General features: G+C 60.9%; 19 protein-coding genes and 1 pseudogene. 15 read left to right on the plus strand and 5 right to left on the minus strand.

Annotated elements, in window-relative coordinates; genetic code table 11:
- Positions 1–3: 3 nt before the first annotated feature.
- From BLU48_RS29120 to BLU48_RS29135, 4 genes are all read left to right on the plus strand, one after another.
- Positions 4–924: a LysR family transcriptional regulator gene (locus tag BLU48_RS29120; RefSeq protein ID WP_057025712.1), complete on the plus strand. Its 921-nt coding sequence runs from the start codon at positions 4–6 to the stop codon at positions 922–924.
- 219 nt (positions 925–1,143) lie between these two features.
- Positions 1,144–2,679 carry an MFS transporter gene (locus BLU48_RS29125; RefSeq protein WP_057025713.1) on the plus strand — a complete coding sequence of 512 codons (1,536 nt, stop codon included), beginning with the start codon at positions 1,144–1,146 and terminating at the stop codon, positions 2,677–2,679.
- 15 nt (positions 2,680–2,694) lie between these two features.
- Positions 2,695–3,753 (plus strand): HlyD family secretion protein, encoded by a 1,059-nt coding sequence (locus BLU48_RS29130; RefSeq protein ID WP_057025714.1) that lies wholly within the window; start codon positions 2,695–2,697, stop codon positions 3,751–3,753.
- A complete protein-coding gene (locus tag BLU48_RS29135) occupies positions 3,750–5,195 on the plus strand; it encodes an efflux transporter outer membrane subunit (protein ID WP_057025715.1) in 1,446 nt (481 codons plus the stop codon). The genes BLU48_RS29130 and BLU48_RS29135 overlap by 4 nt, the downstream gene beginning before the upstream one ends.
- Before the next feature lie 33 nt (positions 5,196–5,228).
- On the opposite strand, the gene BLU48_RS29140 is transcribed toward BLU48_RS29135, so the two are convergent.
- The 4 genes from BLU48_RS29140 to BLU48_RS29155 all read right to left on the minus strand — a co-directional run bounded on the left by BLU48_RS29140 (position 5,229) and on the right by BLU48_RS29155 (position 9,800).
- Positions 5,229–6,527, minus strand: a complete 1,299-nt coding sequence (locus BLU48_RS29140) for a type II toxin-antitoxin system HipA family toxin (protein WP_231989003.1) — start codon at positions 6,525–6,527, stop codon at positions 5,229–5,231.
- Positions 6,469–6,828, minus strand: coding sequence for a helix-turn-helix domain-containing protein (locus BLU48_RS29145; protein WP_057025717.1), 360 nt, complete (start codon positions 6,826–6,828; stop codon positions 6,469–6,471). Before BLU48_RS29145 ends, BLU48_RS29140 begins: the two co-directional genes overlap by 59 nt.
- Positions 6,829–6,936: 108 nt before the next feature.
- Entirely contained in the window at positions 6,937–7,641 is a 705-nt protein-coding gene (locus BLU48_RS29150; RefSeq protein WP_057025718.1) for a DUF3142 domain-containing protein, read from the minus strand.
- Positions 7,638–9,800, minus strand: coding sequence for a PA5441 family protein (locus tag BLU48_RS29155; RefSeq protein ID WP_057025719.1), 2,163 nt, complete (start codon positions 9,798–9,800; stop codon positions 7,638–7,640). Before BLU48_RS29155 ends, BLU48_RS29150 begins: the two co-directional genes overlap by 4 nt.
- 169 nt (positions 9,801–9,969) lie before the next feature.
- Between BLU48_RS29155 and BLU48_RS29160 the strand changes: the two genes are divergently transcribed.
- The 4 genes and pseudogenes from BLU48_RS29160 (at position 9,970) to BLU48_RS29175 (ending at position 13,128) form a co-directional block, all read left to right on the plus strand.
- A complete protein-coding gene (locus tag BLU48_RS29160; protein ID WP_057025720.1) occupies positions 9,970–11,550 on the plus strand; it encodes a glycosyltransferase family 39 protein in 1,581 nt (526 codons plus the stop codon).
- Between the two features lie 32 nt (positions 11,551–11,582).
- Positions 11,583–11,828 carry a DUF2789 domain-containing protein gene (locus BLU48_RS29165; RefSeq protein WP_057025721.1) on the plus strand — a complete coding sequence of 82 codons (246 nt, stop codon included), beginning with the start codon at positions 11,583–11,585 and terminating at the stop codon, positions 11,826–11,828.
- Positions 11,829–12,006: 178 nt separating this feature from the next.
- Positions 12,007–12,631, plus strand: a pseudogene (locus tag BLU48_RS29170) (Fic family protein); the annotation flags it as partial.
- 74 nt (positions 12,632–12,705) lie between these two features.
- Positions 12,706–13,128: a hypothetical protein gene (locus tag BLU48_RS29175; RefSeq protein ID WP_169718284.1), complete on the plus strand. Its 423-nt coding sequence runs from the start codon at positions 12,706–12,708 to the stop codon at positions 13,126–13,128.
- Between the two features lie 334 nt (positions 13,129–13,462).
- Here the strand turns inward: BLU48_RS29175 and BLU48_RS29180 are convergent, their stop codons facing one another.
- Positions 13,463–14,587, minus strand: coding sequence for an IS481 family transposase (locus BLU48_RS29180; protein ID WP_057025743.1), 1,125 nt, complete (start codon positions 14,585–14,587; stop codon positions 13,463–13,465).
- 589 nt (positions 14,588–15,176) lie between these two features.
- Here BLU48_RS29180 and BLU48_RS29190 point away from each other — a divergent pair.
- From BLU48_RS29190 to BLU48_RS29220, 7 genes are all read left to right on the plus strand, one after another.
- Positions 15,177–15,596 (plus strand): MarR family winged helix-turn-helix transcriptional regulator, encoded by a 420-nt coding sequence (locus BLU48_RS29190; RefSeq protein WP_046070329.1) that lies wholly within the window; start codon positions 15,177–15,179, stop codon positions 15,594–15,596.
- On the plus strand, positions 15,593–17,671 hold the full coding sequence (locus BLU48_RS29195) for an FUSC family protein (RefSeq protein WP_057025566.1): 2,079 nt from the start codon (positions 15,593–15,595) through the stop codon (positions 17,669–17,671). Before BLU48_RS29190 ends, BLU48_RS29195 begins: the two co-directional genes overlap by 4 nt.
- The gene (locus tag BLU48_RS29200; RefSeq protein ID WP_003187469.1) at positions 17,668–17,877 is read left to right on the plus strand and encodes a DUF1656 domain-containing protein; all 210 of its coding nucleotides are present in this window, start codon (positions 17,668–17,670) and stop codon (positions 17,875–17,877) included. Before BLU48_RS29195 ends, BLU48_RS29200 begins: the two co-directional genes overlap by 4 nt.
- The gene (locus tag BLU48_RS29205; protein WP_057025565.1) at positions 17,874–18,764 is read left to right on the plus strand and encodes an efflux RND transporter periplasmic adaptor subunit; all 891 of its coding nucleotides are present in this window, start codon (positions 17,874–17,876) and stop codon (positions 18,762–18,764) included. The genes BLU48_RS29200 and BLU48_RS29205 overlap by 4 nt, the downstream gene beginning before the upstream one ends.
- Complete coding sequence (locus BLU48_RS29210; protein ID WP_057025564.1) at positions 18,761–20,203, plus strand: efflux transporter outer membrane subunit; 1,443 nt, start codon at positions 18,761–18,763, stop codon at positions 20,201–20,203. The genes BLU48_RS29205 and BLU48_RS29210 overlap by 4 nt, the downstream gene beginning before the upstream one ends.
- A gap of 81 nt (positions 20,204–20,284) precedes the next feature.
- A complete protein-coding gene (locus BLU48_RS29215) occupies positions 20,285–20,917 on the plus strand; it encodes a hypothetical protein (RefSeq protein ID WP_057010456.1) in 633 nt (210 codons plus the stop codon).
- A gap of 146 nt (positions 20,918–21,063) precedes the next feature.
- Positions 21,064–22,560: a YdgA family protein gene (locus BLU48_RS29220; RefSeq protein ID WP_057025563.1), complete on the plus strand. Its 1,497-nt coding sequence runs from the start codon at positions 21,064–21,066 to the stop codon at positions 22,558–22,560.
- The last annotated feature ends 186 nt before the right edge of the window (positions 22,561–22,746 follow it).

Consider the following 22,746-nt stretch of genomic DNA (forward strand, 5'->3'; position numbering starts at 1 on the left):
GGCATGCAACTACCGGACATGAACCTGCTGGTCGCGCTCGACGCCTTGCTCGACGAGGGCAGCGTGGTTGGCGCTGCGCGGCGGATGAACCTGAGCCCGGCGGCCATGAGCCGCACCCTCACGCGTATCCGCGAGGCTGTAGGCGACCCGATCCTGGTGCGTGCCGGTCGGGGCCTGGTGCCGACCCCCAAGGCCCTGGAGCTGCAAGGCCAGGTGCGCAACGTGGTGGAGCAGGCGGCGTTGCTGTTTCGTTCGGCCGATCAAGTGGACTTGAGCACCTTGCGCCGTCGCTTCAGCGTACGCGCCAATGACTTCTTCATCGGCGTGTATGGCGGTCGGCTGTTCGACACCATGGAGCGCGTGGCCCCCCTGTGCGAACTGCGCTTCGTGCCCGAAGGCGACACCGACGACGAAGCCCTGCGCGAAGGGCGCCTGGATCTGCGGGTGAGCAACACCATGCCGGCCAGCCCGGAAGTGAAGGTGCAGAACCTGTTTTCCACCACCTTTGTCGGCCTGGCGCGGCAAGACCACCCGTTGTTCGACGAAGAAATCACCGCGGCACGCTTTGCCAGCTATTCCCACATCAGCATTTCACGGCGTGGCATTGCCCGTGGGCCGATCGACACCGCGCTGAATGAGCAGGGCCTGGAGCGTCGTGTGGCGATGATCGCGCCGGGCTTTCACGGTGCGATGTTCATGTTGCCGGAATCCGACCTGATCATGCCGGTGCCCAAGGAAGCGCTGCTAAGCGCCAAACGCCTGAACCTGCCACTGCGCGCGTTCCCGTTGCCGATCTCCTTGCCGACACTGGTATTGGCCCAGTCCTGGCACCCACGCTTCGACAAAGACCCGGCGCACAAATGGCTGCGCGAGACCATGCGAGAGAGTTGCCACGCCACCTGGCTCGAAGCCCAACCCACCTAAGTCTAAAGCCCTGCGCGGTCAAAAATGTGGGAGGGGGCTTGCCCCCGATAGCAAAGTGTCAGCTAGAAATTAGCTACCTGACACCCTGCAATCGGGGGCGAGCCCCCTCCCACATTTGGATTGCGCCTGGCGCACTTATAAGCTTCCGATAAGTAACTTTTTTGCAGGGTATAGCCTGATTAAACTGCTCAGGTATTTATCATTCCGAGTTACCTGTTCATGACATCCCTCGCTGCCCCCGCTTTCCAGGCCGCAGCCCAACCTGTTGCTCCAAGCCCGCCCGTGTTCGGCCCACGCATCATCATCGGCCTGATCGGCGTGCTGCTGGCGGTGCTGGTGTCCGGTCTCAACGAGATGGTCACCAAGGTCGCCCTCGCCGATATCCGCGGTGCGCTGTATATCGGTTTTGACGAAGGTACCTGGCTAGTCGCGGCCTACACGGCGACGTCCGTGGCGGCCATGGCCTTTGCACCGTGGTGTTCGGTGACGTTTTCGCTGCGCCGTTTCACGCTGTGCGCCATCGGTTTGTTCACCGTGCTGGGTATTCTCTGCCCGTTCGCGCCGAACTACGAAAGCCTGCTGCTGCTACGCACCGTGCAAGGTTTGGCCGGTGGCGCGCTGCCGCCGATGCTGATGACCGTGGCGCTACGTTTCCTGCCGGCCAACGTCAAGCTGTATGGCCTGGCCGGCTATGCCCTGACCGCCACCTTCGGCCCGAGCCTGGGTACGCCCCTGGCGGCGTTGTGGACCGAATACGTCGGCTGGCAATGGGCATTCTGGCAGATCGTCGCGCCGTGCCTGCTGTCGATGGCGGCTGTCGCTTATGGCCTGCCGCAAGACCCGCTGCGCCTGGAGCGCTTCAGGCAGTTCAACTGGCGCGGTCTGCTGCTAGGGTTCCCGGCGATCTGCATGCTGGTGATCGGTTTGTTGCAAGGCAATCGCCTGGATTGGTTCGAGTCGGGCCTGATCACCTTTCTGCTGAGTGGCGGCACCGTGTTGCTGGTGTTGTTCCTGCTCAACGAATGGTCGCAGCCAATACCCTTCTTCAAATTGCAGATGCTCGGCCTGCGCAACCTGGCCTTTGCCCTGATCGTGCTGGCCGGTGTGTTGATGGTGCTGACTTCGGTGATCATCATCCCGTCGAGTTTTCTCGCCCAGGTCCAGGGCTACCGGCCGCTGCAAACCGCGCCGGTGATGCTGCTGATGGCACTGCCGCAGTTGATCGCGTTGCCGCTGGTGGCGGCGCTGTGCAACCTGCGCTGGGTCGATTGCCGCTGGGTGCTGGGGATCGGCCTGGGCATGTTGGTGCTGTGCTGCATCGGCAGTTCACACCTGACCTCGGCGTGGATCCGCGATGATTTTTATGGCTGGTACCTGCTGCAGATTTTCGGCCAGCCGATGGCCGTGTTGCCGCTGCTGATGCTGTCCACCGGCAGCATCCAACCCATCGAAGGGCCGTTCGCCTCGGCCTGGTTCAATACCGTCAAGGGCCTGGCCGCTGTGATCGCCACCGCGGTGCTGGATACATTGACCACCCAGCGCGGGCATTTCCATTCAACCATGTTGGTGGACCGCCTCGGCAACTCGCCCCTGGCCGACACGCAGGCGCAGGGCCTCGCCCACCGCTTGCACGAGCAGACCGTGGTGCTGACCTCTTCGGATCTTTACGTCGTCATGGCCGGTGTCGCGGTGGCGTTGATCCTGCTGATTTTCTGGATGCCCACGCGGATCTATCCGCCTCGCGCTCCAACCTGACCACAAGGACTTTCCATGAAACGCAAAGACAAAATTGCCGTCGCCGTTATTGCTGTATTTGCCGTCGGCGTACTGGTTTACCTGGTCGCGCCGGGTGTGCTGGGCAGCAAGCGCCAGACTACCAACGACGCTTTCGTTGCTGCTGATTTCACCCTGGTAGCGCCGCGGGTGGCCGGCTTTATCAAGGAGGTGTTGGTGGAAGACAACCAGCGCGTCAAGGCCGGCCAGCTGTTGGCGTTGATCGACGACCGCGACTTTCGCGCCGCCGCCCAGGCTGCCGACGCCGATACCCTGGTGGCCCGGGCCCAACTGAAAAACGCCACTGCGACCCTGGAGCGTCAAAGCTCGGTGATCGCCCAGGCCCAGGCCACCGTGGCGGCTGATCGCGCCGAAGTGGCCTTCGCCGAACATGAACTGAATCGCTACAACCACCTTGCCGGCGTCGGCGCGGGCACGGTGCAGAACGCCCAGCAAGCCAAGACCCGCATCGACCAGGCCACCGCCCGGCTGGCCAAATCCACCGCGGTACTGGCGGCCGAGCGCAAGCAGATAGAAATCCTTACCGCCCAGCGTGATGCGGCCGAAGGTGGCCTCAAGCGTGCCCAGGCGGCGTTGGAAATGGCCAGTTATCAGCTGTCCTACACACGCATCGTCGCGCCGGTGGATGGCATGGTCGGCGAGCGCGCCGTGCGAGTTGGCGCCTATGTGACACCGGGCAGCAAGATCCTCGCGGTCGTGCCGCTGGCCGAGGCCTATGTGGTGGCCAATTTCCAAGAGACCCAACTGTCCCATATGCACGCCGGCCAAGCTGTGCAGGTCAGCGTCGACAGTCTTGACGGTGAGCTGCTCAAAGGCCATCTGGAAAGCCTGGCGCCGGCCACGGGGGTGACCTTTGCCTCGGTCAAGCCGGACAACGCCACCGGCAACTTCACCAAGGTGGTACAGCGTATTCCGGTGAAGATCGTGCTTGAGCCGAACCAGCCACTGACCGAGCGTTTGCGCGTTGGCATGTCGGTGGAAGCCAGCGTCGATACCCGGCCGGCCGCGCAACAGCGTGAGGTGGCCCAGCAATGAAACACGTCGCCTGGCTCACCTTGAGCCTCATCAGCCTGAGCGCCTGCACCGTCGGCCCGGATTTCCAACGGCCCCAAGGTCCACAGGTCAGCCAATGGAGCGAGCCCCAGGGTCGCCAAGCCGCAAGCCGTGCCGTCAGTGACCCCTTGCAGGAGCGCTGGTGGGACGTATTCCACGACGAGCAACTTTCAGCACTCACGCGCCGCGCCCTCAGCGATAACCTCGACCTGAAACTGGCCAGCAGCCGCCTGCAACAAAGTCGCGCCGTACGCCAAGTGACCACCGCCGAACGCTACCCCAACGTCGATGCCGACGGCGGTTACCAGCGCAAGCGCAACAGCGGCAAAGGCTTGAACGACCCCTCCGGCGAGAGCGGCCGCTCGGCCTTCAACCAATGGGACATGGGCTTCTCGGCCTCATGGGAACTGGACTTCTGGGGCCGGGTCAAGCGTGAAACCGAAGCAGCCGACGCCACCCTGGAGGTCGCCGAAAACGACCGCCGCGCCGTGTTGTTGTCGGTACTGGCCGAGACTGCCCAGGACTACATCCAACTGCGCGGCGTGCAGAGCACCCGTGCCGTTACCGAGCAAAACCTCGACGTGGCCCGTCACAGCCTCAAGCTCTCGCAATTGCGCCTGGCTGATGGCGTAGCGACCGACCTCGACGTGGCCGAAGCCGCCGCCCAGGTCGCGGCGATTGAAGCGCGCCTGCCGGACTTGCAACAGCGCCAGGACCAACTGATCAACGCCCTGAGCCTGCTGATGGGCGAACCGCCCCAGGCCCTGCAAGCACAGCTGTCCAAGGACGCGGCCGTACCGCAAACCCAACGCCAGGTCGCCATCGGCCTGCCCTCGGAGCTGGCTGAACGCCGTCCCGACATCCGCCAGGCAGAAGCGCGCTTGCACGCCGCCACCGCCAGCATCGGCGTGGCCAAGGGCGACTTCTACCCGCGCATCACCCTGTCCGGCAGCCTCGGCTCCCAGGCCATGCAGCTGTCGGACTTCGGCTCCTGGGGTTCCCGCGCATTTGCCCTCGGCCCGCAATTGAGCCTGCCGCTGTTCAACGGTGGGCGCCTGCAAGGCATGGTGGATTTGCGCGAAGCCCAGCAACAGGAAGCGGCCCTTGCCTACCAGCAAACCGTGCTGCGCGCCTGGCATGAAATCGACGACCAACTGACCCGCTACAACGCCAGCCAACTACGCCGCGACAGCCTCGCCGAAGCCGTGCGCCAGAACCAGATCGCGCTGACCACCGCGCAACATCAGTACGTCGAAGGTGTGGTGGATTTTGTCAACGTCCTCACCGTGCAAAGCGCATTGCTGGCGACGCAGGAGCAATGGGTGGAAAGCTCTACCAGCGTGTCCTTGGCCATGGTCGGTTTGTACAAGGCGCTGGGAGGAGGGTGGGAGTCGGTGTATCCGTTGCAGACCGCTGGGCGCTGAGAGACGAAGGTTTTTTTGTCAGTTCGACACCTGTCACCCTAAGCGAGGTTTGCTGCTGACCGCGATGGGTGGCCTTGCCATGAGCTCCGATTCAAACCTGGTACATACATTGGAAAGCATGCTGACATCGGCACCGCTACAGCCTGCCGCCTCAAAAAAACCGGAGGCTTCTCGCACCACAGCATAAATATCAGTGACGATTGATCTTGCTTCATCCATTCCCAACCCAAAGCGCTCGGGGGTACTGAGCAAATTGCTGACCGACGATACCCTGCCCTCATTCCCGATGATCAGTGCCTGCAGGCCTAGCTGCGTCGGGTGGGGCAACACGTCAAATACTGGCGCAAGGGAATAGCCCGAAGCGCTGGTCAACAGCAGTCCGGTTTGTTTCAGGTGATCGTCGCTATTGCCGATGAGCACATTGAAAGCCATGCGCTTGTAAAGCTCACGCATATCTAACGTTGCATCGTCGCTGACCTTCTTCAAAACGTCTGCGATTCTGGAATAGGAAACGGCACTCTCCACCGCGTCAACTCGCATTCGCGGCTTCTCAGTGCTGACTAACGAATTGCAGCTGACATAGTGCTCGCGCCCAGCCCCCTCATGCCGGTCAAAACGCTCGACCATCAAAACCGGTTTGCCGGCGACCTCTACCAACTTGTGCCCGGCTGCGGGTAGACCTGCCGCATCCGCCATTTGAAGGCTGGCGAATTCAGCACGTGGTTGATCGAAAACATCGTCGCTACGGCCGAATTTAGCAATCCATTCCTTACCTTCGTGAGTCACGGTGACCTTCGGCCTGGCGCCGCCCATGGAGCTTCCAAACTCGAATAGCCGTGCGATTTCCACGGGCAGGTCGACGTCACCCTTCTCGACTCGATCAAGGCCCACCATGATTTTCTCAAGGTCTTCAAATTGCGGCGGTTGGTGCAGAGTCGGCAGCAGATTTCTTGACGCACTGAACAGCAGGCAGCCCACTCCCGCACCCCGCGAAGCAAGGAGCCATTCAACTTCGTTTTGTGGATGCTGTTTGTGGGTCGCCAGTAGAACACGCCGACCCCAATTGTCGGGCGTTGCGTCGTCGAGCACACCAAACATGCGTGTCGAGGAATACTGGTTAGGGGTCAGTGGCAGGCTAAGCGGGTCGATCGCAAATGCTTTGGGGCGCGCAAGCCAGCTGTTGGCGTAGCGAAAAACGAATCCGCTTGCGTGCATGGCCACCTCACCAACAGGGACCGGATCACCGACTGAGTGAGCTGAAAAAACGAATGCGTTACCAATCGGCTTCCAAGACATCAGGTTCCCCTTCTGTGCGAATTCGGTCGGGCTCACGGGCGAGGCTCATGGTAATCCCAACCAGGTCAAGTTCTGGTGACGCAATGCTCGCCATACCTTCTTCCAGGTCCATCGCGCTAAGCACATTCATCAGCACGCCGAGGGATACGCCGGCCTCGCCCTGTCTCAGCCGCTGATACGTCTGTCGTGTAATGCCCGCCCGGCTGCATATGGTCGAGATTTTCAAACGGCGACGAATGCGGGCTATTTCGATACCGTTCCCGATACCTCTCATCAGTTCAGCGCTTCTCTCTGAGATATACCCTTTGTGGGGGTATGGCTTGCCTGTTTCATGCATGATATATCACCCCTTAAGGCTGTAAGGGCAACTTATATCATTCAAGTCGCTAAGGCCACACGCAAAAAAACCGGTTTGATAGACGGTTTTTTTCCATGTTTGGAAGATTCAAGGATTCTGCAAAAACACCACATACCCCCGAAACCACTCACTCCCTTGCAAATATCCTGGCGCCTCCCACTCGCCGCCTTGAATCAAACCGATCTTGAACGGAACTCCCATTCTGTTCATCCGTGGCAGGTACGCCGCGTAATCCGGGATGCTGTGCCGCCCTTGATACGTCTGCACCACCACCTCATCCACCACACCCTTGAGCTGGGCGATGGCGGCCGGGTCGGCGTTGCTGCTCCAGTCCATCAGGCCGGTGATGCTCAGGCGCAGGTCGGCAGGCAAGCGTCGGCGCAGGTCGCGCAGGAAGTTCGCGTATTCGTGCAGGTATTGGGTGCGGGCGTCGAAGTCGATCTGGATGCCAACCACAGGGTTGCCAGCGTCACGCCAGCGTTGCACCTGGCCGAGCAGTTGGATGTAGACCTGTTCCGGCCAGTGCAGGGTGTGGGCGCGGTACACCACCCAGATTTCGCCTTGGGTAATGCGCGGTACGCTGATGCCCTGGGCGATCAGTTGCACGCCGCGTTGGGGCGCGCGGCGAATAGAGTTGATCTGGCCCTGGAGGATGTACAGTGTCCGGGCCTGCTTGATCACCGGCTGGGGTGTGACGCCGCTCCACAGCCAGAAGGCGTCGTAGTCGCGGGCGTCGACCGCACCGAAAGCCGGGCCTGCCAGCAACAGCAAACCCAGCCACAGCGACTTCACCAGTAGTACTGCAGCGATTTGCCCCACTGGGTGTCGGCGAAACCGGTCTTGAGCTGGCGGAACCAGGCTTTGCGTACCGCGGGCGCGACGTCTTCGCCACCGCAGCTGTTGTAGCCGGCCGGCGCGTAGCAATTGATGGCGCGGAACAGTGCATAAGCCTTGTCGGTTTTCGGTGCCTTGGCATTGGCGATCACCTGTTTGTAGCCATCCAGGCGCGAGAAGGTTTCACCCTTGAACTGCGATTCGGTGCTGCCCAGGCTGCCGGCGGCGCGGGGTTGTTCCAGGGGCATGCCGTCCAGGCCGTTGCGCAGGATGAACTCACCGAAGCAGTTCAAGGCGTGCGGGTTTTTGGTCTCATCCTGCAAGGTCGCGGCGGTTTGCGCGATGCTTGGGCAGGCGTAGCCCGATTCGGCCTTGTCACCGTTCCACTGGAACAGCTTCAAGGTCTGGCCGCTGGTGTAGGTGTAGCCCAGGCTGGTGCCGAGTTTGTCTTCGGAGAACGAGGCTTGCTTGAGGTCGTCGGCAAAGGTCGCGAACTGGCGGTGCAGCAGGTCTTTGTACAGCAGCACGAATTGCGCACTCTGGCGCTCGGTCGGGTCGCTGGCCTTGGCGATCTGCTGGCGCAGCAGGTCGGGGCCGGCGACGTTGCGCAGCAGGATGTAGCGCACCTGCTTGGCGCTGATCGGCGAGTCGGCGGAGAACACCTTGGCCAGTTGGCCGCTGCGCTCATAGTTCATCGCCAGGGCCAGCTCCAGCTGGTCGCGTTGCAGCGGTTGTTTGGCCAGGGGCAGCAGTTGCAGCCACAGGGCTTCTGCGCCTTGCCAGTCTTGCTTGGCTTCCAGGGCCAGGGCGCGCAGGGTCTGCTGGCTGAAGGCAAAATAGTCGAGGCTCGACGGCACGCTGTCGGGCAGATGCTTCAACGCGTTGTCGGGCTGATGCTCGACGTACAGGGCATACGCCGCTTGCAGGTAGTCGAACAAGGCCGGCTCGTTGGCGAAGGTGCTCTTTTGCTTGTCAAGGTCCTCTCGGCTCAGGAGCGGCGGCGTATGAGCACGCATCGCCATCAGGTCGCTGACCACCTGCAGCATCGGGCTGTTTGCCGACTTGTTGCCGACCATCAGCAACTTGAGGTCAGCTTCTTCGACCAACTCGTCGACGCTCACATTGCGCTGGGCGTTGGTTGCCTCGGTAAATTGCCAGGTAAAGTCTTCTGCAAGCTTGGCGTCGTCGTTCGCCAACCAATGCACGCGGCGCAGCAGGCCACGGGCGGACGCAACGTAATCGCCCTGTGGAAAATGTTTCAGGTAACCGAGAAAGCCTTCTTCGGCGTCGCTCAAGGCAGACTTATCCACATGCTCGCGTTGCGGCATACCGTACTCATCGAAGGCTTCGGCCTGGGCCCGGTTCAACGAGGTGCGTGCGGTCATGTACAGCGCGGTCTCTTTCAGCCAGGGCACCTCGCTGGTCGCGGCGGCGGCGAAACCGCGCTCGGCGTAAACGAAGCGACCGCCGTAGAAATCGGCGGCGGCCTGCAGGTAGGTGCGAAACAGCTGGGCGTTGGTCGAGGGCGTCAACTGCGCGTCCACCACCTGGCCAGTGAACTCACAGGTCGTCAGCAACTGTAAGCGCGCTTTCACCAGCAAATCGCGTTCGGCGGGCGGCATATCGGCCTTGATCACCTGGCTGATAAACGCGGTGGCGCTGTCATCGCTGTTGCTGCGGCAGCGGCTGCCTTCGCCGTTGAGGAAGGCTTCGCCGGCGGTTTTGTATTCCTCACGCTTGATGCCCAGCGGTTGCAGCAGGGCGTCGAGTTCGGCTGTGCGTGAATCGTCCGGCTGGTTGTCAGGCTCATCACCGGTGGTTGGTGGGGGTACAAGGCGATACACCGGGAAGGGCACCGGGCCAAAACCCTGGGCCAGGTCATCTTCACCCAAGGCATTGGGCGTCAGCGGCGCGGCTTTTTTGTCGGCCAGCAACAGGCGCAGGTTGACCCGGCTGTCGTTGCCCGGGCTGAGAAAGGGCTGGTTGCTGCAGGGTTCGAGGCTGTCACGCGAGACCCGCCAATCTGGGTAGCACGAGTCGTCGGAACTGGCCTGGGCCTGGAGAGAAATACCGGCCAGCAGGGCCAGTGCCAGAGGTGACATAAAACCGATGCGCATGACGTGTCCTTGATCCTTGGTCCTTGGAGGGCGCCAATAATAGCCTGATCCTGACGCGCGCTTCGGTGAAGGCCTACACAAAATGCTGATTTGTCCGATTCCAGCAGCGAAGCCGGGGCTTTTGTCCTAGAGTGGCGGTGTTTGCGCTTAGGCAAGCAGGGGAATTCAAGTGCGTCGGTCTGTGGTAGAGCAAAACGAAAAAGCCGGGGTGCTGCCTGGCTCCCATCGCCTGACCTGGGAGGGTGCTGCTTGGCTCAGCCGTCTCTGGTGGGTGCCGATCCTGGCGCTGGCCATGGCCCTGCGGTTTTACCATCTAACGTCGGCGGCGATCTGGGGCGACGAAGGGTCAAGCCTGTTGCTTAGCGAATACGCCGCGGCCGACCTGTGGTTTCACGCGGCCCATGATGTGCATCCGCCGCTGTATTTCTTCCTGCTGCGCGGCTGGATCGAAATGTTCGGCGACAGCATCGGGTCGATTCGCAGCATGAGTGCGCTGCCAGGTGTGGCCGTGGTTGGATTGGGCATTTGGCTGACGCGGCAACTGTCTACCCGACGCGCGGCAGTATTGGCGGGGATCCTGCTGGCGCTGCTGCCCACGGCGGTGCGCTACAGCCAGGAAGTGCGCATGTATTCGCTGCTGGGCATGTGGCTGCTAGGCGCGACGCTGGCGCTGGTGTACTGGATGCGCCAACCCGAACGCACGCGCTATCTAGCGGCGTATGTGCTGTTGATGAGCGCCGGTTTCTATACCCATTATTTCACCGCGTTGTGCGTACTGGTGCATTGGGCCTACCTGGGGTGGCCGGCGCCGGGCCAACGCTTGATCACGCGCCCTGCATGGTGGCTGGCCAACACCATGATTGTGCTGCTGTACCTGCCTTGGCTGCCGAACCTGTTGGATTTGGTGCAACACGTCGACCAGCTCAAAGTGGGCGGGGACATTGGCTGGGAGGATCCGGTCGACCTGCTATCCCTGCCGTCGATGATCTGGCAGTTCGTGCTTCAGGATGAAGGCGTGGATTTCTGGCCGCCGCTGTTCTGGTTCTTTCCCCTGCTATTGATAGTGGTTGTGTTGATGACGGCCTGGCACTATCGGCCGGCGCGCCTGCTGGCACTGTTTTTCCTGCTGCCGCTGTTGCTGGTATATGGCGTTTCGCTTATCTCGCCGGTGTTTATCGAGCGTTACCTCACCGTCTACGCCCTGGGCTTGCCGATCCTCGTGGCTCTGGCTATCGACCGCCTGCCTTCACGTTGGTCATGGTTGGGGGCGGCGCTGTTCGTGCTGTTTGTCGGCGTGGAGTCCGTGGGGTTGAAGAACACCTTCGCTGTGGATGAACACGACCAATTCAATGTGCCGGTGGAGTTCGTCAATCGCAATTATCAGGAAGGCGACCGCATCGTCCTCAGCGACATGATGTGGTACCTCAGCTACGTGTACTACGACCAGACCGACGCACAGCTGCAGCTCTACACCCCGCCCAAACCCGACGGCACGCCGACCCGGCCGAATGCCTACGGCTTCGGCACCCTGGTGGACCAGGATGGTGGGCGCATCTATCTCGATTCTTTGGCGGCGTTACCGGCCAATACCCGGCGCGTATGGTTGATCAGCAGCAACGAAACACCGGACGACTTTGCCCCGCTGCCCGCAGGCTGGCGCGAACTCAGTCGCCAGGACGGTGGCGGAGCGCGGGCGCGCCTGTTCGTGCTGTGCAACGCACTGGCGCCGCAACCTGAAGGCTGCCGCTAGACTCTCTTGAACAGGCTTATGAGGAACATTCCATGGAATCGCCAGTACACAGCTTGCCGGCTTTGTTCAAACAGCTTGGCCTGCCAGACGATCCGGTCAGCATTGAGCAATTTGTCGCCTCTCATTCGCCCCTCAAGCCGGATTTGAAACTCGCCGATGCGTTTTTTTGGAGCAACGCCCAGAAGGCGTTTTTGCGTGAGGAGATTCTGGACGATGCGGATTGGGCGGTGGTGGTGGATGAGTTGAATCTGATGTTGCGGGGTGGGCGAGGGGTGTAAAAAAATATCCCAATAAAAGCGAGCATGTAAAAAAAATGGTGAGCGGTAAAAAAACTGGGTTTTAATCGCTTAAGTGAATTTTTTCTGGAAAAGCTCTCCATGCCAACAGTCGGATACGCTCATCTCTGTGAGGCGCTGGATCTAAGGTTATCGCACCGTTGCGGGCTGCGATGATCAAGCCAACCAGCCCGTGCGAGACGTCGATCCCTTGGTCGCCGCGGCCGTCACCGCCTTCGGCTTCGTGTCCCTGCACCTGTTCATGGACGGTAATGGCCGGCTGTCTCGCTTCCTGATCCAGCAGACGCTTTGCCACTATGGCGCACTGGGAAATGGCTTGTTGCTACCGGTCTCCGTAGCCACGAAGCACGAAGAGCAAGCCTACCTGGAGGCACTCAAGACTTTCTCCCAGCCGACGCGGAAATTTTGGGAATGTCACCTGGCTGGACGCCGACCACATGGCCTTCGACTTTATCGGCCACCCCTCGATCTACCGCTACTGGGACGCCACCCGCTGCGTCGAATTCACCCTGCAAATGGCCCGCCGCGCACTGGAAGTAGAACTGCGCGAAGAAACCGAATTCCTCGACCGCTACGACCGCGTGATCAAGGCCGTGAACCAACGCTATGACGTGCGTGGCAGTGATCTGTGGAAGCTGGTGATGATGTGCCTGGATAACGCGGGCAAGCTTTCCAAACATCGGCGCAAGCAGTTTCAGTACAGCGTGTCGGAGGAGGTGTTTGGGTTTATTGAGAAGGAGGCGGGGCGTACTCTGCGCGAAATCGGGAAATTTCCTATCGACTAAACAGAAACGGGCGATAGTTGCCAGCGTGAGGAGATCGTTATTAACAGGTGCTGGCTACCTGTTCTGGACACAACATGAAACTGACGCGCATGCATGTTTTTTGGTTTTGGGGAGCCATGGATGCCCTTTATCTAATTCGGTATGCAGTAGCAAGCGCAATGGAGGGAAGGATTCCCTATTTAAGTGATATTGAAAGTGCTTTATGGGTGCTGCGTGATCACAGTCGTGAGCAGTTATACATGTTCGGCATTGCCATGCTGCTGCAAGTTTCCATCCTGATCTCCTGCGTACTGCTCTTCCTCGGACGTGAACAGGTGAGGTGGGTTACTTACCTTCAAACACCCTTGCGATTGGCTTTTATCGTGCCTTCTGTTTCGCTGTTGCTGGTAGGCGCTCAGCTTGTTCCTAACTACAACCTGGTGTTGATGGCTGTGCTAGTGGTTATCTCTGAAGTCGTTAAGGTCTGGAGCGTATGGCGTTGGTGCGAAAAATCCTGACCGGCCAATAGGCTTGGCAACCAAAACTCCATCATCTAATCACGTGCGCATGGGTCTCGCTGCGCGATGGCCTTGACATGATGGCCGAGATCCAGCGTCGCCTGGAGTGTCAGGCTGAAAAATAGCCCCCACATCCGACGCTGATCCAAATGTGGGAGGGGGCTTGCTCCCGATGGCGGCCTTCGGGCCGACCAGGATCTTGGATCAGACCGAGTACATATCCATTGCTGCGGTAACGGCCACTTAGGGTTCCGCTTTTACAGCGGCTCACTTTTGAAAAGCGTGTACGGACCGGACACATGGTTGACACCTGTGCGGGGACATAGTGGACACATTATGCCCCGTAGTCAGGGTTGTTTACGTCGAAGGTCCGTAGAAATTGATGGCAGAAATAGACGTCAAACAAGCCATCTCTTTCAGCGTTAGGGCGTATTGCTATGTGTTGCCCACGCAGGCCTTTGGCGATGCTGAAGTAGCGTTTCTGAAAGCGAAATCGACTGTCATAAACCTTTGCCAATACATCATCTGGGCCATATTCAAAGTCCGACAGTTGCTGTGGATATGCCCAGGGGCTACTCCGATAGCGGTCCATCGGCACCTTGTAGCCCAGCGCCTGATGAGGGCGCTGCAGGTTATAAACCTCACGCCATTGATCAAAAGCCGATTGAGCGTCCATCAGTGTGGAAAAGTACCGTCCATCAAGTACTTCTGCTTTGAGCGAGCGGTGGAAACGTTCGATCTTTCCATTGGTTTGAGGGTGGCGAGGACGGCTGAAGCTGATCCGGATTCCCAGGCGAATCAGCCAGATACTCAACTCTGAAACCTCACCTGGATTGCGTGGCGAGCCCCAGGGAGCACCGTTATCAACGTTGATCCGAACCGGCAAGCCATAGCGCTGGAAAACCTCAATCATCTTCTCCTTCACCGTGGCTCCCCGTTCGTTATCACAGGCCTCAATGGCTAGGCTGAACCGGGAGTGGTCGTCCAACAGAGTCAGGGGGTGGCATCGACCTTGCTGCAGTGCGAAATGCCCTTTGAAATCCATCTGCCAAAGATCATTAGGCGCGTCGTGTTCAAATCGCAGCGTCGCCGAATGCTCCTTCAGAGACGGTTGAATCAGGTCATGCCGGTGCAAGATATTGGTGACGGTGCTGGGGGCGATGCGCTTTTCCAACAGGCTACTAATTGTGCGTCCGCCCCATGCTGGATGGGCCTGTCTAAGTGTGATGACTTGTGCTTCCAAGGCCGTCTGGGTCAGTTTGGGACTGCTCGCTGGTCTGCGGGATTTCTCTTGCAGACCAGGCTGACCCAGCGCCTCGTAGCGTTTGAGCCACTTGTACGCTGTTTGTGGGCTGATACCGAATCGTCGACACAGCTCACGTTTGTTGCTGCCGGGTTGCCGTGCTAAGGCAACGAACTCTTCTTTCAGGCTCATGGTGTCTCTCGTAGTCCAAGGCATGATGGCTTCCCGGCGAAGTTAGTTCGCCGCAAAGTGTCCACCATGTCCCCGCACACCCGTCAACCATGTGTCCGGTCCGTACAAAAAGCGCAAAAGTAAGCAAAACGCTCTTGCCCCACCACTCGGCACCTCGCCCAGGCTCGGTGTGCCCGTAATCCGCCATTGATTTGGGGGGCCGCCGCCACGCGCCATCCATGGCGCGGGGCGGCTAAACCGGCATCCCTGCCGGTTTACCCCCCAAATCCATGGCGAATTCCGGCCAGCGTGGTTTAACGGGGCGCCTGAGATCAAAAGCAGATCAAGATCAAGAGCGGCTCGCTTCGCATCGTGGTTACCGTCGGCTGCTACACAGTTGTGTAGATACCTATGCCCCGATGAGGGCGTGTCAGTAAACGCATCTGTGACTGACCCATCCCCATCGGGAGCAAGCCCCCTCCCACCTTCGTCCTGCGGTGATGCCGCTGAATCGCTCCATCCATCGAGAAATTGTTTCAAAACTTGACGACGCCTCATCCCTCCACCATATTAATAGTTAGCAAACTAACTGTATGCGAACTATCCAGTGCCTCTATCCCTCGAACAACTCCAGATGAACCTCAGCAGCAGCATGGTGGTGGGCGCCCGTAACTGGCGCAAAATCTGCCAGACCACGCTGGTGAGCTATGGCATCTCCGAAGCCTGCGCCGTGCCGTTGTTGATGATCGGCCGCCTGGGCGACGGTGTACACCAGGTCAAGGTGGCCCAGGCCTCCGGCATGGAGAGCCCGTCGCTGGTGCGCCTGCTCGACCGGCTGTGCAGCGACGGCTATGTGTGTCGCGCCGAAGACATCCACGACCGCCGCGCCAAGGCCCTGAGTCTTACCGAGCGTGGCCGTGAGCTGGTGCAGGCGGTGGAGGCGCAACTGGTGCGCCTGCGTAATGAAGTCCTGGCGGATATCGCCACCCCGGATCTGGAAGCCGCATTGCGCGTGCTGCGGGCCTTCGAGGCGGCCGAGGCTGTGTCATCTTGAGCGGATTTTTTACCGGCTTCCCGCCTGCCCGCGACTGGTTCTATGGGGTCCGTACATTCGCTGCGTCGATGATCGCGCTGTACATCGCCATGCTGATGCAAATGCCGCGTCCATACTGGGCGATGGCCACGGTGTATATCGTCTCCAGCCCGTTTGTCGGCCCCACCAGTTCCAAAGCCCTGTACCGCGCCATCGGCACCTTCATGGGGGCGGCGGCGGCGGTGCTGTTCGTGCCCATGTTCGTGCAGTCACCTTACCTGTTGGTGGTGGTCATCGCGTTGTGGACGGGCACCTTGCTGTTCCTCTCCATGCACCTGCGCACCGCGAATAACTACGCCTTGATGCTGGCCGGCTACACCTTGCCGCTGATTGCCTTGCCGGTGGTGGATAACCCGCTGGCGGTATGGGATGTGGCCGAGGCGCGTACCGAGGAAATCTTCCTGGGCATCGCGGTCGCGGCGGTGGTGGGGGCGATGTTCTGGCCGCGGCGCCTGATGCCGGTGTTCGATGGCTCGGTGGCCAAGTGGTTCAGCGACGCCCAGGTCTACAGCCAGCGTTTTCTCACCCGCCAGGTCGACCCTGAAGCCGTCAGCAACCTGCGCGGCGGCATGGTCGCCACCTTCAACACCCTCGAGTTGATGATCGGCCAGTTGCCCCACGAAGGCGCTCGCCCGCAAACGGTGCGCAACACCAAAGAACTGCGCGGGCGCATGATTCACCTGCTGCCGGTGATCGACGCGCTGGATGACGCGGTGTATGCCATCGAACACCGTGCGCCTGAGTTTCTTGATCAGCTCACGCCGCTGCTGGAAGAGGCCAATGCCTGGCTCCAAAGCACCACCGAACAAGCGCCCTTGGATCGCTGGCGCGTGCTGCGCGACAAGATCGACGCCGCGCAACCCCAGGGCGAAGCGCTGGATGACCGTCACACGCTGCTGTTCTCCAACGCCCTGTACCGCCTGGGCGAATGGATCGACCTGTGGCAGGACTGCCGCAGCCTGCAATCCGCCATCCAGTGCGAAAGTCAGGACACCTGGCGCGCCGTCTACCGCCACTGGCGCCTGGGCCGGCTCACGCCGTTCCTCGACCGTGGCCTGATGTTCTACTCGGCGTTTTCCACCGTCACCGCGATCATCGTCGCCTCGGTGCTGTGGATTCTGCTGGGCTGGACCGATGGCGGCAGCGCCGTGATCCTGGCCGCCGTCGCTTGCAGCTTCTTCGCCTCGATGGACGACCCGGCGCCGCAGATCTACCGGTTCTTTTTCTGGACCGCCATGTCGGTGCTGTTCGCCAGTCTGTACCTGTTCCTGGTGCTGCCCAACCTGCACGATTTTCCCATGCTGGTGCTGGCTTTTGCCGTGCCGTTTATCTGCATCGGCACGCTTACCGTGCAGCCACGGTTCTACCTGGGCATGCTGCTGACGCTGGTGAACACCTCGTCGTTTATCAGCATCCAGGGCGCCTATGACGCGGATTTTCTCAACTTCGCCAACGTCAACCTGGCTGGGCCCGTGGGCCTGCTGTTCGCATTTGTGTGGACCTTGATCGCCCGGCCCTTCGGCGCCGAACTGGCGGCCAAGCGTCTGACCCGTTTCAGCTGGCGTGACATCGTTGGCCTGACCGAGCCCGCAACCCTGAACGAACACCGGCACATGGCCGCGCAAATGCTCGACCGCCTGATGCAGCACCTGCCGCGCCTGGCTCTCACCGGCCAGGACACCGGCAGCGCCCTGCGCGACCTGCGCGTAGCGCTGAACCTGCTCGACCTGCTGGCCTACTCGCCGCGCATCCTCGGTGTGCCACGGGTGTTGCTCAACCAGGTGGTGGAAGGCGTGGGCGGTTACTTCAAGGCGTGCCTCAAGGCCGGTGAACGCTTACCCGCGCCCAGCGGTCTGCTGATGACCCTGGACCGCACGCGCCGTGCCCTCAACGGCCAGGGCCTGCAAGACGAAGACGACACCCGCCTGCACCTGCTGCATGCCTTGGCCGGCCTGCGCCTGGCGCTGTTGCCCGGCGTGGAATTCATTGGCGGCACGGAAATGGAAGCGCCGCTACCCGATGGAGCGCCTTTATGATCGGTGATCTGGATATCAGCGGGGTGTTCCTGCCCACGCTGCTGGTGCTGATGGGCATTACCTATGTGTTGTTTCTGGTGGTGCACGGGCTGTTGACGCGCATGCACTTCTATCGCTTGGTCTGGCACCGGGCATTGTTCAATGTGGGGCTGTACGCGCTGTTGCTGGGCGCGGTGGACTCACTCAGTCGATATTTGATGACATGAAAAAACCTTTTTTGACTATCGGCCGTGTCGTCCTGACGTTGTTGATCGTGAGTTTCGCGGTCGTCGTTGTGTGGCGCATGGTCATGTACTACATGTTTGCGCCCTGGACCCGTGACGGCCACATCCGCGCCGACATCGTGCAGATCGCCCCGGACGTGTCCGGGCTGATCCAGCGCGTCGACGTGCGCGACAACCAGTTGGTGACCAAGGGCCAGGTGCTCTTTGCCGTCGACCAGGACCGCTTCAAGCTGGCCTTGCGCCAAGCCCAGGCCGCCGTGGCCGACCGCCAGGAAACCCTGGCCCAGGCCCAGCGCGAGTACAAGCGTAACCGTGGCCTCGGCAACCTGGTGCCCAGCGAGCAACTGGAAGAAAGCCAGTCCCGCGTCGCCCGCGCCCAATCGGCCCTGGCCGAAGCCCAGGTGACGGTAGACTCTGCCCAACTCAACCTCGACCGCTCGGTGATCCGCAGCCCCGTGGACGGCTACGTCAACGACCGCGCGCCGCGCACCCAGGAATTCGTCACCGCCGGGCGCCCGGTGCTGTCGGTGGTGGACAGCAATTCCTTCCACATCGACGGCTACTTCGAAGAGACCAAGCTCGACGGTATCCATGTCGGTATGGGCGTAGACATCCGCGTGATCGGCGACAACGCCCGCCTGCATGGGCATGTACAAAGCATCGTCGCCGGTATCGAAGACCGCGACCGCAGCAGCGGCTCCAACCTGTTGCCCAACGTCAATCCGGCGTTCAGCTGGGTGCGCCTGGCCCAGCGGATCCCGGTGCGCATCGCCTTTGATGATGTGCCGGCGGACTTTCGCATGATCGCCGGGCGTACGGCGACGGTGTCGATCATCGGCGATAAGGTCAAAGACGGAGAGCAGCCATGAAGCGGCTGTTGCCAACCGCTGCCCTGGGGTTGTTGCTGTCGGCCTGCCAAGTGGTGGGCCCGGATTACAAACTGCCGGAACAGGCTGCAGTCAACCGTGGCGACCTGCAAGGGCCGATCATGGGCGAGGGCAGCAACGTGGTCTCGGCGCCGGTGCCGACCGATTGGTGGAAGCTGTACAACGACCCACGCCTGGACCAACTGGTGCAGCAGGCCATGGCCTCCAACACCGACCTGCGCGTGGCCGCCGCCAACCTGCAGCGTTCGCGTTACCAGGTGCAGCAAGCCGAATCCGCCGGCGGCTGGAGTGCCGGCGCCAAGGCTGAGGCCCAGCGCTTGCAGGAATCTGGCGAAGCATTCTTGCTGCCGGACAAAGTCCCGGTCGGCAATATCGGCAGCGTCGGCATCACCACCTCCTATCAATTCGACCTGTTCGGCACCTTGCAGCGCGGCATCGAAAGCGCCAAGGCCAGTGCCGACGCAACCCAGGCCGCTGCCGATATCGCCCGCATCACCCTGGTGGCTGATGTGGTGCGCTCCTACACCCAGGTGTGCGCGGCCAACGAAGAGCTGGCAATTGCCAACCAGTCCCTCGACCTGCAAGCCCAGAGCACCAAACTGACCCAGCGCCTGCGCGATGCCGGGCGCGGCGATGAAACCCAGGTGACCCGTTCGCAAACCCAATACAAATCCCTGCGTGCCGAGATGCCGCGCTACGAAGCCTCGCGCCAGGCCGGGCTGTTCCGCTTGTCGATGCTGCTGGCCAAACCGGTGGACCAGCTGCCGGCCGGCACCAATAGCTGCGCCGAGCTGCCGCATATTGCCCAACTGCTGCCGGTAGGCGACGGCGCCACGTTGCTCAAGCGCCGCCCCGACGTGCGCCAGGCCGAACGCCAACTGGCCGCCGCCACCGCGCGCATCGGCGTGGCGACCGGCGCGCTGTACCCGGATATCAGCATCGGCGCCACGGTAGGCACCGTGGGCCTGCTGGAAAACCTCGGCACCCCGGCCACCAACCGCTGGGGCTTTGGCCCGATGATCAGTTGGACCCTACCGACCAACGGTGCCCGCGCACGTATCCATGAAGCCGAAGCCGCGACCCAGGGTGCCCTGGCCCACTTCGATGGCGTGGTACTCAACGCCATCCGCGAAACCCAGACCGGGCTGGCGCAATACACCGCCGTATTGCAGCGCCGCGACGCCCTGGCCGAAGCCGAACAATCGGCGCGGCAGGCAGCGGACCAGACCCACCGCTTCTTCCAGGCCGGCCGCGAATCGTTCCTGGCCGACCTGCAAGCCACGCGCACCTACACCGAGATGCGTGCGCAGCTGGCGGCGGCCAACACCCAGGTTGCCATGAGCCAGATCGATCTGTTCCTGGCCTTGGGCGGCGGTTGGGAAAGCGGACGAACGCAAGGTACAAAACCCGGCAAACCGTGAGGTGATTGCTATGCTTTGTCAGGGGAGGCGCCGTGACGCTTCACCCGACAAAGTCTGCGTTTGCTCATGGGGATTCCAATAATGAAAAACCCTTATGCTCCCGCTTTCTGGTGCGTGCTCTTCGCACTGGTCCTGTTATCGGCCGCGTATTTCTATGGCGTCATGCTCGCCCATCAACTCGACAAGGCCATGGTGTTCCTCGACAGCGCCTGCCTGGTGATCGGCACCTTGTCCATCGGCGTCGTTGCCTGGGCCTCCTACCAAAATCAACGGGTGAAGAAAAAGCTCCTCGAGCAAGGCAAGACCCGCGTCGCGATCTGGGACACCAAGGTCGCCCTGCGCCGGGTCGAAACCGTGTTCGACCGCTATTTCTGGGGCAGCTACTGGCAGCCCGGGCGCACCTTCCAGGAAGTCATGGGCGATCTCACCGGCACCCCGCTGGAAAAAAGCCTCGAAGTCCTGAAAAAACAATGCGTACTGCTGGATCGACAGGTAGACGACGGTAGGCACTGGCTGAATAACGCGCGGGAATTGTCCGACGTGGCCACGCAAATGGCCCGCGAGCGTTATCAGCTGGATTTCTGCGACCCCAAGGCCGACACCCCCGGCAATGCCGTGATACACCGCGAGTTTGAGGTGTTGGTGTACACCTGGACCGCACGCTTGAAGAGTTTTGATCACCAGTTGGATGAAATCGAGCTGGAGTACTCCTGAACTACGCCTGAACTGATCCCTCTGAAAGGTTGGGCCGTTTGCGCCCGCCAGTGCTAATCTTCCCCCGTTTTCGGCGGGCTTGAGCCAACCCCTTCGGGGTTCAAGGAAGACAGCCCACTTCTCACAGGATTTGATCAGGTCACTTCATGAATAAGCCAGCCGTTGTTTTCTTGGGTTTTGTTGTCGCCATCGGCGCCGTCAGTGCGGGCGGTGCCTGGTACACCGGCAAGCAACTGGAGCCGGTCTTGCAGACCGCGATCCAGAACGCCAACAAAGAGCTGCAGACCTCCATGGCCGGCGTCGACGGCACCCTGGCCCTGGAGCTGGTGTCCCTGGACCGTGGCGTGTTCAGCAGCACCGCGCACTACCGCCTCAAGGGCCAGGGCAGCGTTTTCGGTGAAGACAACCCGAACCCCGAGTTGCTGTTCGTCGACCACATCGAGCACGGCCCGCTGCCATTCTCGCGCCTGGTGACCCTCAAATGGCTGCCGGTCATGGCCACCAGTCACTACGAACTGGAAAAGAACCCCACCACGGAAAAATGGTTCGCCGCCAGCAAAGACGTGTCGCCGCTCAAAGGCGTGGCGAATATCGGCTATAGCCGCTCGGTCACCGGCAACATCGAACTGCTGCCCCTGGAGTTCAAGGACGACACCTCCTCGGTGAGCTTCTCCGGCGCCAACCTGGACTTCGACAGCAGCGCCGAAGGCCAGAAGGTCAAGGCTGACGGTTTCATGAACAGCCTCAAGATTGCAGCGGTGGATGCCAACGGCGCGCCGTTCGAAGCCGAACTGGCCGGTCTGACCGTGGCCAGCAACCTGGAGAAATCCACCTTCGGTTTCTACACCGGCCAGAACACCGTGGAGCTGACCGACACCAAGGTCACCTTTGGCCCGCAGAAAGCTGTGCTGACCCTCAAGGGCTTCGAGCAGAAAGACTCCACCCAAGCCAAGGACAACAACCTGGCCGGCCGCGTCGACTACAAGATCGACGAGATCGGTTACCAGGGTAAGCCTGTCGGTTCGGCCGCCATGGCCGTGAGCATGAAGAACGTCGATATCCCGGCGATGCTGGTGCTGACCAAGCTCTACCAGGACAAGATGCAACCGGTGCAAGCCGCGGCCGCCGCTGGCCAACCGGTGCCGGAACTGCAATTGACCGAAGCCGAGCAGACCCTTGCCGAAGCCAATGTCAACCAGGTGCTGGCCGCCAAGCCGCAACTGGCCGTGGAAAACCTGTCGTTGAAAACCACCCACGGCGAAAGCAAATTCAACCTGGTGGTCGACCTGGCCAAGCCAACGTCCATGGAACTGCCGCCGGTTGAACTGGGCAAGCAAATGGTCGCGCTGCTGGATGCCAACCTGACCCTGTCCAAGCCGATGATCAGCGACGTGGCGGCCCTGCAAGCCCAGGTCGGTGGCGTGACTGACCCAAAGGCCATCGAGCAGCAGTCGCAGATGGCGGCCGATATGGTCAGCAGCATGGCGGTCGGCACCCAAATGGCGACTCTGGTGGGCACCGATGTGGTTTCCAAGCTGCACTACGCCAACAACGAAGTGACCTTCAACGGCCAGAAGATGACTGTTGAGCAGTTCATCAGCTTTGTGATGTCCAAGGTCGGTGCAGTAAGCGGCGCCCAGTAAGCGTTGAAAATGCGGTAATTAATGTGGGAGGGGGCTTGCCCCCGATGGCGGAGTGTCAGTCAGTATATTTTTACTGACCCACCGCTATCGGGAGCAAGCCCCCTCCCACATTTGTTTGTGTGCCTGGCAAGAAATCTCTGTCAGCCAATTCTGAACAATTGTTCTGAATTGCCCTTCCCCTGACAT

The organism is Pseudomonas synxantha (assembly GCF_900105675.1).
GTDB classification, from domain to species: domain Bacteria; phylum Pseudomonadota; class Gammaproteobacteria; order Pseudomonadales; family Pseudomonadaceae; genus Aquipseudomonas; species Aquipseudomonas synxantha.

Bases quoted from the DNA above. Each gene is read 5' to 3' on its own strand.
- BLU48_RS29120 (WP_057025712.1), top strand. From the start codon at position 4: ATGCAACTACCGGACATGAACCTGCTGGTCGCGCTCGACGCCTTGCTC.
- BLU48_RS29125 (WP_057025713.1), top strand. From the start codon at position 1,144: ATGACATCCCTCGCTGCCCCCGCTTTCCAGGCCGCAGCCCAACCTGTT.
- BLU48_RS29130 (WP_057025714.1), top strand. From the start codon at position 2,695: ATGAAACGCAAAGACAAAATTGCCGTCGCCGTTATTGCTGTATTTGCC.
- BLU48_RS29135 (WP_057025715.1), top strand. From the start codon at position 3,750: ATGAAACACGTCGCCTGGCTCACCTTGAGCCTCATCAGCCTGAGCGCC.
- BLU48_RS29145 (WP_057025717.1), bottom strand. From the start codon at position 6,828: ATGCATGAAACAGGCAAGCCATACCCCCACAAAGGGTATATCTCAGAG.
- BLU48_RS29155 (WP_057025719.1), bottom strand. From the start codon at position 9,800: ATGCGCATCGGTTTTATGTCACCTCTGGCACTGGCCCTGCTGGCCGGT.
- BLU48_RS29165 (WP_057025721.1), top strand. From the start codon at position 11,583: ATGGAATCGCCAGTACACAGCTTGCCGGCTTTGTTCAAACAGCTTGGC.
- BLU48_RS29175 (WP_169718284.1), top strand. From the start codon at position 12,706: ATGAAACTGACGCGCATGCATGTTTTTTGGTTTTGGGGAGCCATGGAT.
- BLU48_RS29180 (WP_057025743.1), bottom strand. From the start codon at position 14,587: ATGCCTTGGACTACGAGAGACACCATGAGCCTGAAAGAAGAGTTCGTT.
- BLU48_RS29190 (WP_046070329.1), top strand. From the start codon at position 15,177: ATGAACCTCAGCAGCAGCATGGTGGTGGGCGCCCGTAACTGGCGCAAA.
- BLU48_RS29200 (WP_003187469.1), top strand. From the start codon at position 17,668: ATGATCGGTGATCTGGATATCAGCGGGGTGTTCCTGCCCACGCTGCTG.
- BLU48_RS29205 (WP_057025565.1), top strand. From the start codon at position 17,874: ATGAAAAAACCTTTTTTGACTATCGGCCGTGTCGTCCTGACGTTGTTG.
- BLU48_RS29210 (WP_057025564.1), top strand. From the start codon at position 18,761: ATGAAGCGGCTGTTGCCAACCGCTGCCCTGGGGTTGTTGCTGTCGGCC.
- BLU48_RS29215 (WP_057010456.1), top strand. From the start codon at position 20,285: ATGAAAAACCCTTATGCTCCCGCTTTCTGGTGCGTGCTCTTCGCACTG.
- BLU48_RS29220 (WP_057025563.1), top strand. From the start codon at position 21,064: ATGAATAAGCCAGCCGTTGTTTTCTTGGGTTTTGTTGTCGCCATCGGC.